13 protein-coding genes are annotated in these 16828 nt (G+C 32.6%); 7 read left to right on the forward strand and 6 right to left on the reverse strand.

Annotation, left to right across the window (positions count from 1 at the left end; translation table 11 throughout):
• Nucleotides 1–14: 14 nt before the first annotated feature.
• Nucleotides 15–1100: an N-acetylmuramoyl-L-alanine amidase family protein gene (locus tag AAEO59_RS08235; protein ID WP_341700256.1), complete on the reverse strand. Its 1086-nt coding sequence runs from the start codon at nt 1098–1100 to the stop codon at nt 15–17.
• A gap of 78 nt (nt 1101–1178) precedes the next feature.
• Between AAEO59_RS08235 and AAEO59_RS08240 the strand changes: the two genes are divergently transcribed.
• Together AAEO59_RS08240 and AAEO59_RS08245 are read left to right on the forward strand one after the other, a co-directional pair.
• Nucleotides 1179–3941 (forward strand): putative LPS assembly protein LptD, encoded by a 2763-nt coding sequence (locus AAEO59_RS08240; protein ID WP_341700257.1) that lies wholly within the window; start codon nt 1179–1181, stop codon nt 3939–3941.
• 56 nt (nt 3942–3997) lie between these two features.
• Nucleotides 3998–4378, forward strand: coding sequence for a RidA family protein (locus AAEO59_RS08245; protein ID WP_341700258.1), 381 nt, complete (start codon nt 3998–4000; stop codon nt 4376–4378).
• On the opposite strand, the gene AAEO59_RS08250 is transcribed toward AAEO59_RS08245, so the two are convergent.
• The 5 genes from AAEO59_RS08250 to AAEO59_RS08270 all read right to left on the reverse strand — a co-directional run bounded on the left by AAEO59_RS08250 (nt 4368) and on the right by AAEO59_RS08270 (nt 12504).
• The gene (locus tag AAEO59_RS08250; RefSeq protein ID WP_341700259.1) at nt 4368–4742 is read right to left on the reverse strand and encodes a methylglyoxal synthase; all 375 of its coding nucleotides are present in this window, start codon (nt 4740–4742) and stop codon (nt 4368–4370) included. The genes AAEO59_RS08245 and AAEO59_RS08250 overlap by 11 nt on opposite strands.
• A gap of 7 nt (nt 4743–4749) precedes the next feature.
• Entirely contained in the window at nt 4750–5601 is an 852-nt protein-coding gene (locus AAEO59_RS08255) for an N-acetylglucosamine kinase (RefSeq protein WP_341700260.1), read from the reverse strand.
• A gap of 140 nt (nt 5602–5741) precedes the next feature.
• Complete coding sequence (gene gap / locus AAEO59_RS08260; protein WP_341700261.1) at nt 5742–6746, reverse strand: type I glyceraldehyde-3-phosphate dehydrogenase; 1005 nt, start codon at nt 6744–6746, stop codon at nt 5742–5744.
• Between the two features lie 78 nt (nt 6747–6824).
• Nucleotides 6825–7811 (reverse strand): 6-phosphofructokinase, encoded by a 987-nt coding sequence (gene pfkA, locus AAEO59_RS08265; RefSeq protein WP_341700262.1) that lies wholly within the window; start codon nt 7809–7811, stop codon nt 6825–6827.
• A 256-nt stretch (nt 7812–8067) separates the two neighbouring features.
• The gene (locus AAEO59_RS08270) at nt 8068–12504 is read right to left on the reverse strand and encodes a translocation/assembly module TamB domain-containing protein (RefSeq protein ID WP_341700263.1); all 4437 of its coding nucleotides are present in this window, start codon (nt 12502–12504) and stop codon (nt 8068–8070) included.
• A 202-nt stretch (nt 12505–12706) separates the two neighbouring features.
• Here AAEO59_RS08270 and tsaD point away from each other — a divergent pair, with 202 nt between their 5' ends.
• The 5 genes from tsaD to AAEO59_RS08295 all read left to right on the forward strand — a co-directional run bounded on the left by tsaD (nt 12707) and on the right by AAEO59_RS08295 (nt 16827).
• Complete coding sequence (gene tsaD, locus AAEO59_RS08275) at nt 12707–13729, forward strand: tRNA (adenosine(37)-N6)-threonylcarbamoyltransferase complex transferase subunit TsaD (RefSeq protein ID WP_341700264.1); 1023 nt, start codon at nt 12707–12709, stop codon at nt 13727–13729.
• A 3-nt stretch (nt 13730–13732) separates the two neighbouring features.
• Entirely contained in the window at nt 13733–14443 is a 711-nt protein-coding gene (locus AAEO59_RS08280; RefSeq protein ID WP_341700265.1) for a 16S rRNA (uracil(1498)-N(3))-methyltransferase, read from the forward strand.
• 113 nt (nt 14444–14556) lie between these two features.
• On the forward strand, nt 14557–15195 hold the full coding sequence (locus tag AAEO59_RS08285; protein ID WP_341700266.1) for a DUF4159 domain-containing protein: 639 nt from the start codon (nt 14557–14559) through the stop codon (nt 15193–15195).
• Between the two features lie 5 nt (nt 15196–15200).
• The gene (locus AAEO59_RS08290) at nt 15201–15704 is read left to right on the forward strand and encodes a TrmH family RNA methyltransferase (protein WP_341700267.1); all 504 of its coding nucleotides are present in this window, start codon (nt 15201–15203) and stop codon (nt 15702–15704) included.
• Between the two features lie 31 nt (nt 15705–15735).
• A complete protein-coding gene (locus AAEO59_RS08295; RefSeq protein WP_341700268.1) occupies nt 15736–16827 on the forward strand; it encodes an AI-2E family transporter in 1092 nt (363 codons plus the stop codon).
• The last annotated feature ends 1 nt before the right edge of the window (nt 16828 follow it).

Raw genomic sequence — 16828 nt, forward strand, 5'->3', positions numbered from 1 at the left:
ATTTTCTATCAACATTAGCGCACTCTAGCGCTTTTTCCATCTTTAAACTCAATTATAAAAGCATCTGAATAACCTTTGTTTTTAGCCTCTTTTTCCATTTTTTTTGCTTCTAATAAATCCGTAGTTTCACCATACATATATTTATACAAACTCCCACCTTTCATACTGGATATGTTTTTCAAACCTTTAAAATTACTTGAAACCAAACTCAATTTTCTTGGACTTACGGCAATCTGTACTTTATAAACAGAGTCTATTGAATTATCATTTTTAAGATTTTGAGAACTCGAACTTTCAGATTTCAATACAACTGAAGCTTTCTTAGAATCTCCAAAATATTCATTCTTATACTTAATGATAGCTTCAGCAATGCCTTTAGCCATTTTCTCCTGTCCTGTATCTGAATTCAAAAATGCACCTTCTTCCTGATTTGAAAGAAAACCTAATTCAATTAAAACACTAGGCATATATGCTGCGTCTAAAACCCATAGAGGCTGTTGCTTCACTCCTCTTGAATGCCTGTTGAGGTTTTTTGTGAAATTACTTTGAATCTTTGTTGCCAAATTGATGCTACTGTTTAAATTTTCTTCCTGCATCATTTTTAAACCGATAAGAGATTCCGGCTTTTTAGGATCAAAGCCCAGATATTTTTCTTTGTAATTTTTTTCTAAAAGAATTACTGAGTTTTCGTTTTTTGCTACTTCAATATTCATATTACTTCGAGACAAGCCCATCACAAAAGTTTCTGTTCCTGAAGGACCAAAATTCTTTACCGAGTTACAATGAATAGAAACAAATAGTTTAGCATTCGCTTTGTTTGCAATTTTTGGTCGTTTTTCTAAATCAACAAACACATCAGTTGTGCGCGTATAAATTATTTTAAAATCTTTATCCTGCTCCAGATACTTCCCAACCTTTAACGTCGTTTTTAAAGCAATTTCTTTTTCTTTATAACCATGATAAGTATTCCCAGGATCTTTACCGCCGTGACCCGCATCTAAAATGATTGTAAAACTGTTGTTTTTTTGCGAAAAAACTGAATTACAAAGAACTAACATAAAAATTACACTCAAAAGTGGGTTCCTATAATTGATTTTCATCCGCAAAAGTTAATTTTAATTAAAACGTATTTCCTATAGAAGTATTATTTACTTATTTTTGACCAGTTTTTGACCAAAATGAGATTCAATTTGAGGAAACAAAAACCGAACCATAATTTTACAAAAATAGCATTTATACCTTTGCACACAAACTTATTTCATATCGTTTTATTATCATTTTTCCTAACATTTGGGGCATCTGACATATATTCACAAGATATTTCTAAAAAAAGAAAGCCAATTACCACTATTCAGCAAAAAAAGAAAACGCTAACTGATAGTAAAGCTAAAACTACTGTAAACGATACTATTAAGAATGAAAAAGACAGTGTTAAAACCGATAGCATTAAACCTAAAAAAGCTTTTTTGGACGGAAAAGTAAAATACAAAGCCGAAAAATACGCTAAAATTGATCAAAAACGTAAACTGATTACCCTTTATGATAATGCCGAACTTTACTATCAGGACATCGAACTGAAATCAGGTAAAATCATAATGGATTATGAAAAAAATGAAGTTTATGCCGGTAGAATTAAAGATTCCACTGGTAAATACACCCAATATCCAAATTTTAAGCAAGGTTCTAACGTAGTCGAGCCCGACTCGATTCGTTTTAATTTCAAAACCAAAAAAGCGCTTATTTGGAATTCTAAAACAGATCAGGGGGAATTTAATGTAAAAGCAGCCATCACTAAAAAAGAAAACGATTCAGTGTACTTTTTAAAAGGAGCACGATTTACAACTTCTACTAACAAAGAAAATCCGGAATATTATTTCAGAACCTCAAAAGTAAAATTCATTCCAGGAAAAAAAGTCATAACAGGACTTACTAATTTAGTAATCGCAGATGTACCAACACCTATTGCGCTTCCCTTTGCTTTTTTCCCAATGAGCAAAGAAACCAGTGTTTCGGGATTAATATTACCTAGTTATAACGACTCCAATACACGTGGATTCTCTTTACAAAACGGAGGGTATTATTTTGCTCTAAGTGACCATTATGATTTAACCGTTTTAGGAGATTATTACACTAACGGAAGCTACGGAATGCGATTTGAATCCTCTTATGCCAAAAGATATAAATTCAGAGGCAATGTAAATGTGCGTTTTGAAAATCTTATTAATAGCGAAAGAGGATATCCTGATTATTCCAGACAAAATATTTACAATATCCAGTGGACCCATTCCAGAGATTCTAAAGCAAATCCTAATTCCAGTTTTTCGGCTTCAGTAAACTTAGGAAGTAGTAAATATTTCCAACAATCCATCAACCAGTCAAATGTTGGTTCATCCCTTAACAACACATTAAGTTCGTCTATTTCTTATTCTAAAACGTTCAATATTATCCCACAGGCCCGTTTATCATTATCGGCTACGCATTCACAGAACACCCAAACAGAATCTATCAACATGACACTTCCAACCTTACAATTTAGTTTGGACAGAATGTATCCATTTGTTGGAAAAGATGGTGTTAAAAAAGGTTTTTTCAAAAACATCAACCTTCAATACAACTTAAACGGTAGAAACTACATCAATACAACCGATTCGTTATTTTTCAAACCTCAAATGTTTAGAGACGCACAAGTAGGTTTTCAACACAGTATACCATTAAGTACGAACTTTAAATTATTCAAATATTTTAGTGCTACCACTTCTGCTAATTACGAAGAAATTTGGTATACAAAAACAATCAGAAGAGCTTATGACAATGATCTAAATACAGTTGTAGACAAAACCGTAAATGGTTTTGATGCCTTTAGAACCTATAATTTTTCTGCTAGTTTAGGAACAACCATTTATGGTACTTTTAAATTTGGAGACACAAAAAAAATACAGGCTATAAGACACGTAATGCGCCCTTCATTTTCTTATTCTTACACACCAAGTTTTGAAAAATATTACGACACCTATTCATCAGACGGAAGTGGTAAAATGGACAAACAATATACCCGTTTTGAAGGAGGTATTTTTGGAGCTCCTGGTTTAAGTAACTCCAATATATTAGGAATTAGTGTCAGCAATACTTTTGAAGCAAAAGTAACCGACAGCGATACTACAAAGACAGAACCTAAAAAAGTAATGCTGTTGAACAACTTAAATTTTTCAACCAGTTACAATTTGGATGCTGATGGAGTCACTTCACTTGCTTGGTCTCCTGTTAGGGTTAGTACAGGAGCGCAATTTTTTGAAAATAAGTTAAATGCCAATTTAGCCGCTACATTAGACCCTTATGCCATTGACAATTCGGGGCAACGAATCAATAAATATAATATTGAAAATGGCGGAAGTTTATTTAGAATGACCAGCGCCAACATTACACTGAACTATTCTCTTTCCAGTAAAGACAAGGACGATAAGAAGAAAAAAACCGACGATTCTCAAACGGCCAGAAATGGTGGTCGGGAAGACGACCTTTTTGGGACTGCAACCGATTTGAATGACAACAGAAAAAGTATGTTTGATGGTAGTGAAGAAGAAGGCGAAGACACCATTTCAGAATTTTTCCAATCTAAGATTCCATGGGATATGACGTTTGCTTATTCATTCACCTACAGCAACAACAATCGAGAAAACAAAATATCAGGAAACTCTTTAATGATTTCTGCTAATACTGATTTGACTCCAAAATGGAAAGTTGGTATATCCACCGGATACGATTTTGTTCAAAAAGGGGTTACCTATACTCAATTACGTTTTGAACGTGATTTATCTAGTTGGAGAATGAGTTTAAACTGGACACCATTTGGGACTAATGCTAACTGGAATTTCTTTATCGGGATTAAATCAGGAATCCTAAGTGATATTAAATGGGAAAAACGAAATTATCCTAACCGATAATTGTCTCTCCCATCTTATTATTCGAAACACTTTTCACTCCTAATAACTATTTTAAAATGAAAAAAATAATTTTTACCGAAAACGCTCCTGCTCCAATAGGACCTTATAACCAAGCTGTCTTGACAGGAAATATGCTTTACACCTCAGGGCAAATTGCAATCAATCCTGTTGATGGCAACTTAGTTACATCATCAATTGAAGCCGAAACAACTCAGGTTATGGAAAACATTAAAGCTATTCTGGAAGCAGCAGGAATGACTTTTGAAAACGTAATCAAGTCCACAATTTTCATTATGAATATGGGCGATTTTGCTAAAATCAACACTGTTTACGGCTCCTATTTTAATGAAAAAACCGCTCCAGCTCGTGAAACGGTTCAAGTGGCATGTTTGCCTAAAAATGTAAATATTGAAATATCAGTGATTGCTACACTCTAGTTGCAATTGCATCCAATAATAACTGGGCAGTAGCTTCATTAGTAGCTAAAGCCACATTGTGCACATCACATACACGAACAAGCATGTTAACATCTGGTTCGTGTGGGTGACTTGCCAAAGGATCTTTAAAAAAGAAAACCATAGCAGTTTTACCTTCCGCAACTCTGGCAGCAATTTGAGCATCGCCACCTAAAGGGCCAGAAAGCATTTTTATCACTTTAAAGCCTGCTTTTTCAGCTCTTCCTCCTGTTGTACCTGTAGCAATAAGAGTAATACTTTCTTTAGATAAAACATCTTTATTTTTATTTAAAAACTGAACCATATCAGCTTTTTTTCCATCGTGAGAAATAATAGCAATTTCCATAAATTATTTATTTATTAGCCACATGATACGAAATCAATCCATCAATAGGTCTTCTCAAAACATTACCTAATTCTAAATTGTATTTATCGAAAGCTTGTTGTAATTCCTCTTTTAAATAATAAGCAATAGAACCTACAAAATGTACTGGCACTTCATGGCAATTTTCATATTGCATTACATAATTTTTGATAAAAGACTTCATTCCTTTACGAATGATTTTTTGACAAAATTCAGTCTCTTTGTGCTGAATCAAAAATTTAGCAAATGTGGCTAAATAAGCATTAGGATTTTCTTCTTTGTACAATTTATTTTTAATGAAATCAGGATCAACATCAAATTCTTTTTCAAATTCAACTGCTAAATCTTTAGGCATTTTATTGAAATAATACTTTCTAATTAGTTCTTTTCCAAATACATTACCACTGGCATCATCCATAACAATGTATCCCAAAGATTGCACTTTTTGATGTAATTGCGCTCCATCAAAATAACTACAGTTAGAACCAGTACCTAAAATACATACAATAGCTTTTTGATCCTTTGGTGTTGTAGCATATACAGCCGCATAAGTATCCTCTTCAACTACAACTTCAGCATTTACAAAATACTTTTGAAAAACTTCTTTCAAAGCAATTTTCATTCGGTCAGTTCCACATCCGGCACCATAGAAAAACAAATGAGTCGCCGTTTTTTTGCTTTGCTGTAAATCAAAACGATCATCTACACGAGCAATTATTTGTTCTCCCTCAAGAATTTCCGGATTTAAACCTAAAGTTTGGGTAGTAAACAATACTTTCCCCTGGTCGTCTATTGCAATCCAATCAGCCTTTGTAGAACCGCTATCAACAATTAATTTCATTTGTTTTGTTTTTATTAGATTAGTTTTAGTTTTTAATTTGCTTTAATTAAATGTAATTTACACAATTAATAAAGATATAAAAATAGAAAATCCCGTTAAAATAATTAATAACGGGATTTTTCAATATAATTATTTTGGGATTATTTTAATCCAGCAATATGAACTGATAAATCAATTAATTTGCTTGAGTATCCATACTCATTATCATACCAAGATACTAATTTGAAGAAAGTAGAGTTCAATCCAATACCTGCAGTAGCATCGATGATAGATGTTCTTTTGTCAGAAATAAAATCTTGAGAAACAACTGCATCTTCAGTATATCCTAAGATACCTTTCATTGAAGTTTCAGAAGCATTTTTCAATACTGACATGATTTCTTCGTATGAAGTTTCTTTAGCTAATTTTACAGTTAAATCTACTGTAGAAACGTCAGCAGTAGGGACACGGAAAGCCATACCTGTTAATTTTCCATTCAAAGAAGGGATAACTTTTCCAACAGCTTTAGCAGCTCCAGTTGAAGAAGGAATGATGTTAATTGCAGCAGCACGTCCACCTCTCCAGTCTTTTCTAGAAGGTCCGTCAGCAGTCATTTGAGTTGAAGTTGTAGCGTGAACTGTAGTCATTAAACCTTCAACAATTCCAAAATTATCATTGATAACTTTAGCCAATGGAGCTAAACAGTTAGTAGTACAAGAAGCATTAGAAACAACTAAATCAGAAGCTTTTGCAGTTTCGTGGTTTACTCCCATTACAAACATTGGAGCATCAGCAGAAGGAGCAGAAATGATAACTTTTTTAGCTCCACCTTTTAAGTGCTCGCTAGCAGTATCGATTGTAGTGAAGATACCTGTACATTCAGCAACTACATCTACATCAACTTCGTTCCATTTCAAATCAGCCGGGTTTCTTTCAGCAGTGATACGGATATTTCTTCCGTTTACATATAATTTACCTTCTTTTACTTCAACTGTTCCGTTGAATTGACCGTGAACAGAATCATATTTTAATAAGTAAGCTAAGTGATCTACATCTAATAAGTCGTTGATTGCAACTACCTCTACATTGTCTCTGTTAAAAGACTCTCTGAAAACAATTCTTCCGATTCTACCGAAACCGTTTATTCCTAATTTTACTTTTGACATTTCTTTTATTTATTTATTGTTTATTATTTGTTTGAAAAATTTTCGCAAATTTAATAATTAATTTTGCTACAATTTTTTTTAAGTTGTGATAATATCTGAAACGCGTAATAATTCGCGATCAATTTCTGATTTACCTTTTATAGCTAATGATAATGGTGTTAGATTCACCGCATCATTTTTTAATCCTACCATAAAATTAGACACACCGTCTAATAATGATTCAACAGCTTTAACACCTAAACGGCTTGCTAATACTCTGTCAAAACAAGAAGGTGAACCTCCTCTTTGCATGTGTCCTAATACTGATACACGAACATCATATTCTGGTAAATTAGCATCAACATAATCTTTTAATTCGAAAACATTTTTACCAATTTTATCACCTTCAGCAATTACTACAATACTAGATGATTTTCCAGATGCTTTACTTTTTTGAAGCGATTCTAACAAACGGTCTAAACCTAAATCTTCTTCAGGAATTAAGATTTCCTCAGCTCCACCGGCAATACCTGCGTTCAAAGCTATATGTCCAGCATCTCTTCCCATTACTTCTACAAAGAATAAACGGTTGTGAGAACTAGCAGTATCTCTAATTTTATCGATTGCTTCAACAACTGTATTTAATGCTGTATCATATCCTAGTGTATGACTTGTACCATAAATATCATTGTCGATAGTACCAGGAATTCCCATAACCGGGAAATTATATTCTGAGTTAAAAATTAAAGCTCCTGTAAAAGTACCATCTCCTCCAATGACTACTAAAGCTTCAATTCCGGCTTTTAAAAGATTTTCATGAGCCTTTTTTCTTCCTTCAGGAGTTCTAAATTCAGCTGAACGTGCCGATTTTAAGATTGTTCCCCCTTTATTAATAATGTTATTTACACTTCGAGGTCCCATTTCTTCGAAGTCACCTTCTATCATTCCCTGATATCCTCTGTAAATCCCAACACATTCAATATTATGGTAAGCACAAGTACGAACCACTGAACGTATTGCGGCATTCATCCCAGGGGAATCTCCACCTGAAGTTAAAACACCTATTTTTTTAATTGTTTTTAGCATAGTTTTAGTTTTGAAAGGTAAAATTAAGAAACATAAATTACTTTAAAAGCTTCTGTTTTATTATTTTAACTATATATTAGAAATTCAAACGTTTTCGTTAATAAGTTTTAAGAAAAACAAAAAAAGCCTTATTTTTTTTAAAAGAAAACGATTTTTACAGAATTTAACTAAGAATAACCTATTATTGATGTTTATTTAACATTTTACACTATAAGCTTTGTTTAAATCACAGCTTTGTTTTTTTAGCAAAATTCAACTAATCTTCTTCAGTTCCTACAGCTTCTGAATTTCGCTTCAACTCTTCTTTTTTAGGAGTTTTACGGTTGTTAAAATTAATGTATTCTGGGGTAACATTAGAATCCTGAAAATATTCATTAAAATTATCTGTTTTTTGAACACGATATTTTTTAAAGATTTTACTAACTAATTCTCTAAATGTATCAAAATCCACTTCATATGTCAATCCTAAACCTTGTGTATAACCAATACCCTGACCTATGTAATTAATATCATTTTCTCTGTTAAACAATCGCAAATTCATTGTTCCATCCTGATTCACTCTGTACTGAACTTCAACATCTCCTACAACCGCCGATTCATTAATACCTCCAAATGGAACCCCTACTTTTCCGTTAATTGTAATTCGCTCATTAATTTTAGACGAAATAGTAGCCACTACTCGACCATCAGTTTCTCTACCAATTCTTCTATCTCTGGAAACATAATTCAAACCAACTTTAAATTTATCATTATCGGTTTTTAAAATATCACCTAATAAACTGGAAGCAGTTTCAAATAAACTTCCGGAGAAGTCCGATTGATTTACTCCTTCAGGACTTAAAAAACCTCCCGAAGAAAGTAAATACAAAGCCTGTGTTTGTCGTACATCTTTATCGTATAATTTATATTGAATTTCCGATTTTAAAACATTACTTACTGTTGGGAATTCAATATTAAAATCAGGATTAGGACTTGCTAAATCTCCTTGAATACCAATAACTACATCAACTGGAACTTTTCTATTGAAAGAGGAATTTTCTAATAAAACTGCCGGATTAGCAATGGTTTTATATACGGCCTGTAAATTCAACTGCGCACGCATTGGATTACCTTCCCATATAATAGAACCTCCTTTTCTAACAGCAAATTTTTTATCAATTAAACCGCCATATTTAAAATTATAAGTTCCTTCATAAGCCTGAAAATCTCCCCACATTTGAAATTTACCCAGTGTATTAATCTTGAATAATAATGAACCATATCCTTTTCCACTCATTCCATGTCCAGAATTCCTATCTAAAATTACCTCAATATTAGCATCTGGTGTAATGTCTAAATCAAACTCTAATTCCAATCCGTTATACTTATGGCTATTTTCAACAATACCCATTTTATTATTGTATTTTTCCTTTGGAGTCAAAAAGTGGATAAAGGAATTTTCCCCTACACTTTCGGCATAATTAATCGGAATCTTAACATCAGAACCTTTTTCTGACTTGGCATCAATTTTAATAAACAAAGAATTAACAGGCCCTTTAATTGAAGCATTTCCATTAATAAATGCTGTTCCGTAATACGCCGCATCTTCAGAATCTTTTGTATCCAGAACCACTAATTTCTTCGAATTGATATCAAAATCTAATTTCCAATCGGCAAAATTATGATGTTCAACTACCCCATTTAAAAAACCTTTGGTATTGAATTTAGAATCAGTAATCGTATTGTTTCTAAACATAAATTTTTCATCCACCAAGTCAACTATGGAACGATCGCTTAATTGATAATCTACATTCAAATAAGGAATAGTCATTCCTGCTTTGTCAACAAATAATCGACCACTTATTTTAGGTTTATTTACGTCTCCGGTAATAATTGAATTCCCAGTAACAAACCCTCTGATATTTGATAAAACATCACCACCTAATGAACTAAAAACTCCCAAATTAAATTTATCCAGAGTTAATTTTAAATCCAGAATCGTCTTTTTATTGACAATTTCAAAACTTCCATTAGCATTAAGGGATTCTAAATTATCATTATTCAAATAGGAATCAATAGTGAATTTCTCCAGACTTTGATCGCCTTCAATATTAAATTTCAAAACACCTAAATCGGTTTTATTGATATTCAATTTATCAATTACTAATGAAGCTGTAGGTTTGTATATCTGATTGTTTTGTTTAAAATGGACAGAACCATTTACATTACCATTAAAAACAAATTTATTATTTAACGGTGTAATCTTATACAGGTCTACATTATCAAATTGAAGTTCTAAATCCTTATTGGTTCTGCCATTGATTTCTCCTTTTAAAGTAACCGATTGATTTTCGTGAGACAAAATGATATCGTCAAATTTGAAATTCTTCAACATTTTGTCAAAAACAATTCTATTATCCGGACGGTCTTTTTGATTCAAATACCAAAAATTCTCTTTGAATTTCATCTCGGATTTACTTATCCCGACAACGTTATTATTATCCTTATCAATGGTGTGATACAAGTTCAAACTAAAAAAATCTTCCCCTTTTTCACCTCCTTTAAATTCCGATCGAAACAACAAAGTATCTTTAGTAGTAATATTGATAAGACTAAAATCACGCATTTTATAATACGGCGTTTTAATACTGTCTAATTCCACGAAAGCATTATACAATGGATTTTTATTATCAATTGCTACTCTAATGTTGTCAAAAGAATTTTTAGCATAGGTAATTTTAGGCGAATTAAAATTCATCTTAAATTCCTGTGAATCCGATTTAATAGAACCTTTTAAAACAGTATTGGTAGCCAAACCAATTTCAGGATATAAAATCTCAACAATCTTATTATAAACCGTGAAATTAAACTTCAAAAACTGTCCTTTATTAACCTTTTCCGGTTTAAAATTAGTATACAAACTACCTAGAGAATTCCGGGTCAATTTACCTAATTGTTTAAACTGAAAACGCCCTACCATTTGACCTTCTACAATATCAGGCGAGTCAATTGTTAGCGTTCGGATTCCCTGTGCATCAAAAGTTGAATTGACATTAAAGTCATCAAAAACATAGGTATCTTTAGTATTTTGATAAGAAGTTTGTTTAATATAAACATTCCCCTGTAAATCTTCAATTGTATTTCCGGTAAGCTGTACCACTACATCACCTTTGAAACTTGAAATACTATCATTTACAAATTTCAATTTATTCAAATTAGCTTTGGCAACATTTATATGAAAATCATACTTATTCACCTTTGCGCTCAAATCGACTAATCCGTCAAAATCCATATTCAAATTAGAATCATCTACCGAAATTTGCCCTTTATAATACGGTAATTTAAAATTCCCATTAACCTTAACATTATGATAGGTATAGGATTGATAATCCACAGTGCGGATATCTCCCTCTATTTGAGTATTCAAATATTTTTCAGTAAAACCTCTTCCATCCGCATTAACATCCATCGTAACCTTACCTAAATCCTCACGATTTAGAAAAGTTCCCACATCAAAATTTTCAAAAACCACATTCCCGTTATAAGTAGCCTTATCTATAAAATCGATATCTTTCATCGAAAATACAGACTGTACTCTCCCTATTTGTGTTTTCATATTCAAAGCTGCATCAACAGCAGAAGCAGTCAATTGAATATTTCCTTCTAACCAACAATCACCAAGTGTTTCGATTTCTTTTGGTAATTTTTCCCCCATAAACTCCGGCATCAAATGCACCAGATTACCATAATTAGTTTCGATACGGCTAAAAGTACCGTCCATAAAAAAACGTTGATGTGCTTTTCCTAAAATATTCATGAAATGAATATCACCTTCCATTCTCGAACGATTGGAATCAATCATTTTCAAACGGCTTACATACAAATCATTCAAGGTTCCTTTCATATCAGCACGACTGATATTAAAAGACTGATTTGTTGCCAAACCTTTATAAAAACACCTCACATCATTGGTCCCTACATTAGCCGAATGAATTTTAATATCCCATTTTACCTTATCATTAAAATGAGCAAAATCTTTGATCTTGTAATTTAAGATTACTTCGGCTTTAATTTTAGAATTAGGCGTTTTTAAATCTAAATTTTTAAGCTGCATTTTTTTCTTAGTATAACTAAAAACTGTAGTTAAATCCTCAGCAAACAAACCTCGATAATCTAAGAAAGATAAATGATCTATTTTTATATCTACATCAGGACCGTAGAGTTTAAAATCCGTCAATTCGGCATTAACCTTTGTAAATTCTGCATCTCGAGGATTTGCACGATTGTAATCAAAAATTCTAAAATGAGCTCTGCTGATATAAGCCTTATCCGAAATAAAAAGTGTGTGTTTGCCTGTAGATGGTTTCCCTGAATCAAAAGAATCAATAAAAACATCCATATTGGTTTTCTTTTCGTTTTTGTAAGTTTTCATATCAAACAAAACCCCATCCAAACGAATTGTTTTAAAAATCAAATCACCTTCAAGAACCGCATTCAAATCCAAAAGATTTGTTTTCAAAATATTAGAGTAAATCAAAGTGTCTTTATGATGATCTAAAATCAGTACATTTTGAATCTTTACACCACCAAAAACAGAGACTTTAACTTTATCTATCGAAATATGAGTATCAAAATCATCATTAAGACGATTCATTAAATACTTCCCAACCTTAGTTTGCACTACAGGCAACGACAAAGCTATTGCTAGCGCCAATAGAAGAATAATCAGCCCAAGAATTATATTTGAAGTTATTTTAATCGCTTTTTTGATACGCTTTATTTTATTTAATGAAATTTGATTTTGCCCAGAGAAAGAACAAAACCTTTAATAAAAATTCTTTAATTTTGGCTGGCCGTAAAATTATAAAAAATAAAATTCGGTTTCTAAAAAGATAATCCAAAATTTCTGCCTTTTTATGCTAAATTCCGAGGTTTACATTCTTGCAATTGAAAGTTCCTGTGACGACACAGCTGCTGCCGTTTTATGTAACGACAAAGTACTGTCAAATGTTGTAGCTAATCAGCTTATTCATAACCAATACGGAGGTGTAGTTCCTGAACTGGCTTCAAGAGCGCACCAACAAAATATTGTTCCCGTAATTGATGCCGCTCTAAAAAAAGCCAACATCACTAAAGAACAATTGTCGGCCATTGCTTTTACACAAGGTCCCGGCCTAATGGGATCTTTGCTAGTAGGAAGTTCTTTTGCCAAGTCAATGGCCTTAGCCTTAAACATTCCTTTGATTGCTGTAAACCACATGCAGGCACACATTTTAGCCCATTTCATTGCTGAAGAAGGATATGACAAACCCGAATTTCCATTTATTGCTTTAACGATTAGCGGCGGACATACCCAAATTGTGCGTGTAGACAATTATTTTGACATGACCATCATTGGTGAAACTACCGATGATGCTGTTGGAGAAGCTTTTGACAAAACCGCTAAAATTTTAGGACTACCTTATCCTGGAGGACCTTTGGTAGATAAAAATGCCCAATTAGGAAATCCTAAAGCTTTTAGATTTACCAAGCCAAAAGTACCTGGATTAGATTTTAGTTTCTCAGGATTAAAAACAGCTATTTTGTATTTTATCCAAAAAAACAAAGCTGAAAACCCAAATTTCATTGAAGAAAACATCAACGATATTTGTGCTTCTATCCAATATACTATTATTGAAATTTTAATGGACAAATTAAAACTAGCCGTGAAAGAAACAGGAATTAAACAAATCGCTATTGGCGGTGGTGTTTCGGCTAATTCCGGAATTAGAAATACACTTAAAGAAGCCGAAACAAAATACGGATGGAAAACTTTTGTCCCAAAATTTGAATACACTACTGATAACGCAGCGATGATTGGAATCGTTGGCTACCAAAAATTCTTATCACAAACTTTCGAAGATGCTTCGGTAGTTTCCAAAGCACGAATTCAATTCTAAACTATGCAATTATTCTATAATCCTGATATAAACGAACAAACGGAATCTTTTACTTTCGACAAAGAAGAGAGCAAACACATCATTAAAGTATTGCGTAAAAAAGATGGTGATATTTTATTTGTAACTAATGGATTAGGTTATTTATTTGAATGTGAAATCACCTTAGCTTCCGACAATAAATGCATCGTTCAGATTAATTCTTTTGAAAAAAAAGAAACTCCTAAATTTCATTTGCATTTAGCGGTTGCTCCTACTAAAATGAACGATCGTTTTGAATGGTTTTTGGAAAAAGCAACCGAAATTGGTATTCAGGAAATCACACCTATAATTTGTGATCGTTCCGAGAGAAAAGTAATCAACAAAGAACGTTTTGATAAAATCATTTTGTCTGCTTTAAAACAATGCAACGAAAGCTATTTACCAAAACTGAACGATGCGGTTACTTTCAAAGAATTCATCAGTAAACAACAAAACAAAGGTTTACAATTGATTGCTCACTGTGAAGAAACCAATAAAAAAACCTTAAAATCGGTTTTAAAAGCAAATGAAGACATCACTTTACTGATTGGTCCTGAAGGTGATTTTTCTACCAAAGAAATCACTTTGGCTTTAGAAAACAATTATACACCTGTGTCTTTAGGCAACACAAGATTAAGAACCGAAACAGCCGCCGTAGTAGCTTGCCATAGCGTGGTGTTTTTTAATGAAATATAGTAATTTAGTACCTAGTCCTTAGTCACTAGTTTTTTTTGGAAAAATCTACACTAAGAACATCAAACTAATCACCAGGAAATAAGGACTATGAACTAACCACTAAGGACTAAAAAATGAAAAAACTTTATCTCATTTTATTATTGATTTCTTTCGCTTCCTTTTCCCAGGAAATCGCCTTGGTAAAATACAGCGGCGGCGGTGATTGGTATGCTAATCCAACTGCTTTACCCAATCTGATTCGTTTTTGCAACAGCAATATCAACACCACAATCACGCCAAAACCTGCAACAGTAGAACCCGGCAGTCCTGATTTATTTTCGTATCCTTTCCTTCACATGACCGGACACGGCAACGTGGTTTTCAGTCCTTCAGATGTTCAAAATCTCCAAAAATATTTAAGCGGAGGAGGTTTTTTACACATTGACGACAACTACGGCATGGACGAATACATCCGAAAAGAAATAAAAAAAATATTTCCCGATAAAAGCTTAGTTGAAATCCCATCAACACATGCGATTTTTCAAAAACCTTTTGTTTTTGCAAATGGTTTACCCAAAATACACGAACACGATGGCAAACGTCCACAGGCTTTTGGAATCTTCATCGACAATCGTCTGGTTTTGCTTTATACTTTCGAATGCGATTTAGGCGATGGCTGGGAAGATGCCGAAGTACATAATGACCCAATTGCTGTTCGTGAAAAAGCATTAAAAATGGGCGCTAATATTATCAATTACATTTTTAACAACTAATTCCCGTGCAATTAACCCACGAAGAAAATCAATTCCGATCAAGACAATTCCCAATCACATTGGTTTGTGACCACATCTATTTCCAGCAAAATATCGGTTCATTATTCCGAATTGGAGAAGCTTTTGGAATTGAGAGAATCATTTTTTTAGGAAAAGATATTCCATTGAATTACAGAAAAATAAATAAAACCAGTAGAAGTACTCATTTACATATACCGTACACAACTATCGAAGAAAACGAAACCCTTATTTCTTTTTTACAGGAAAATAATTATGAAATAATAGCGTTAGAAATTACATCAAACAGCATTGCTTTGAAAGATGTTCTTTTGCCTGAAAATAAAAAAATAGCACTTATCATCGGAAACGAAATTAATGGTATCAGTGAAGACTTATTGAACATTTCGAACCAAATTATACACATCAATATGTTTGGAAAAAACAGCAGTATGAATGTGGTTCAGGCAACAGGCATTGCTTTATATGAATTTACCTCAAAATTAATTTGAGTTTTTTATCTTTATAACCTAATTTATAGCTATGATTACATCCAAAACTATTTCCAACGGAATCCTGAGAGCTTTAGCTACAATAGTTATAGTGAGTTTAGCTTTATATTTCCTTTATCAAATCCATACGGTTCTTACTTATTTATTACTATCGTTGATTCTTACCATGATTGGAGTTCCAATTTTAAACTTCTTCAAAAAACGATTAAAATTCAATCATATTTTTGCAACAATTACTACGATATTTCTCTTTGTAGCCATCATTTTAGGTTTTATCATCATGTTTATTCCCTTAATCACCTCACAAGGACAAAACTTATCGTTGCTTAATACCGTGGCTATAGAAAAAAACATTGTTCAACTAGTAGATCAAATCACCGTTTTTCTGGAATCGCATCATATTGATTCTTCTAAAGTTTTAAAAGAAGCCAATATTACTTCTAAAATTAATTTCACCTTCATACCTGATTTTTTAAATAGTATCTTGGGTACCATTAGCAGTCTGGGTGTAGGTTTAGGATCAGTATTATTCATTACTTTTTTCTTTCTTAAAGACAGAGTTTTGTTTTTGAAAGGAGCAAAAAAACTAATTCCCGACAGCCATGAAGAGCAAACTTTGAATTCATTTGAAAAAATCAACGATTTGCTTTCCCGCTATTTTATTGGATTATTACTGCAATTATTCATTGTATTTCTTTTATACCTGATTGTTTTAATCATTTTTGGAATACCTAATGCGCTTATCATTGCATTTTTATGTGCTGTGTTAAATGTTATTCCGTATATAGGACCGCTAATTGCTTCTATATTAGCAGCAATTTTAACCATGTTAAGCCATTTAGGAAATGATTTTCAAAGCGAAACTTTACCGCTAACCATCTATGTTTTAATTGGTTTTTGGGTAGTTCAACTTATCGACAACAATGTTTCGCAACCTATTATTTTTTCAAGAAGTGTCAGTTCTCATCCTTTAGAAATATTTCTTGTAATCCTGGTTGCTGGATTTCTTTCGGGAATTTTAGGGATGATTATTGCAGTTCCGCTCTACACGATTATAAAAGTGATTGGAAAAGAATTCTTTCCTGAAAATAAAATTATCCAACTGTTAACTAAAGATATTTAGG

It is taken from the genome of Flavobacterium flavipallidum, from assembly GCF_038289905.1.
In the GTDB taxonomy this organism is placed as follows: Bacteria; Bacteroidota; Bacteroidia; order Flavobacteriales; family Flavobacteriaceae; genus Flavobacterium; species Flavobacterium flavipallidum.

Bases quoted from the DNA above. Each gene is read 5' to 3' on its own strand.
- AAEO59_RS08280 (WP_341700265.1), top strand. From the start codon at position 13,733: ATGCAATTATTCTATAATCCTGATATAAACGAACAAACGGAATCTTTT.
- tsaD (WP_341700264.1), top strand. From the start codon at position 12,707: ATGCTAAATTCCGAGGTTTACATTCTTGCAATTGAAAGTTCCTGTGAC.
- AAEO59_RS08295 (WP_341700268.1), top strand. From the start codon at position 15,736: ATGATTACATCCAAAACTATTTCCAACGGAATCCTGAGAGCTTTAGCT.
- pfkA (WP_341700262.1), bottom strand. From the start codon at position 7,811: ATGCTAAAAACAATTAAAAAAATAGGTGTTTTAACTTCAGGTGGAGAT.
- AAEO59_RS08255 (WP_341700260.1), bottom strand. From the start codon at position 5,601: ATGAAATTAATTGTTGATAGCGGTTCTACAAAGGCTGATTGGATTGCA.
- gap (WP_341700261.1), bottom strand. From the start codon at position 6,746: ATGTCAAAAGTAAAATTAGGAATAAACGGTTTCGGTAGAATCGGAAGA.
- AAEO59_RS08285 (WP_341700266.1), top strand. From the start codon at position 14,557: ATGAAAAAACTTTATCTCATTTTATTATTGATTTCTTTCGCTTCCTTT.
- AAEO59_RS08235 (WP_341700256.1), bottom strand. From the start codon at position 1,100: ATGAAAATCAATTATAGGAACCCACTTTTGAGTGTAATTTTTATGTTA.
- AAEO59_RS08240 (WP_341700257.1), top strand. From the start codon at position 1,179: ATGAGATTCAATTTGAGGAAACAAAAACCGAACCATAATTTTACAAAA.
- AAEO59_RS08250 (WP_341700259.1), bottom strand. From the start codon at position 4,742: ATGGAAATTGCTATTATTTCTCACGATGGAAAAAAAGCTGATATGGTT.
- AAEO59_RS08245 (WP_341700258.1), top strand. From the start codon at position 3,998: ATGAAAAAAATAATTTTTACCGAAAACGCTCCTGCTCCAATAGGACCT.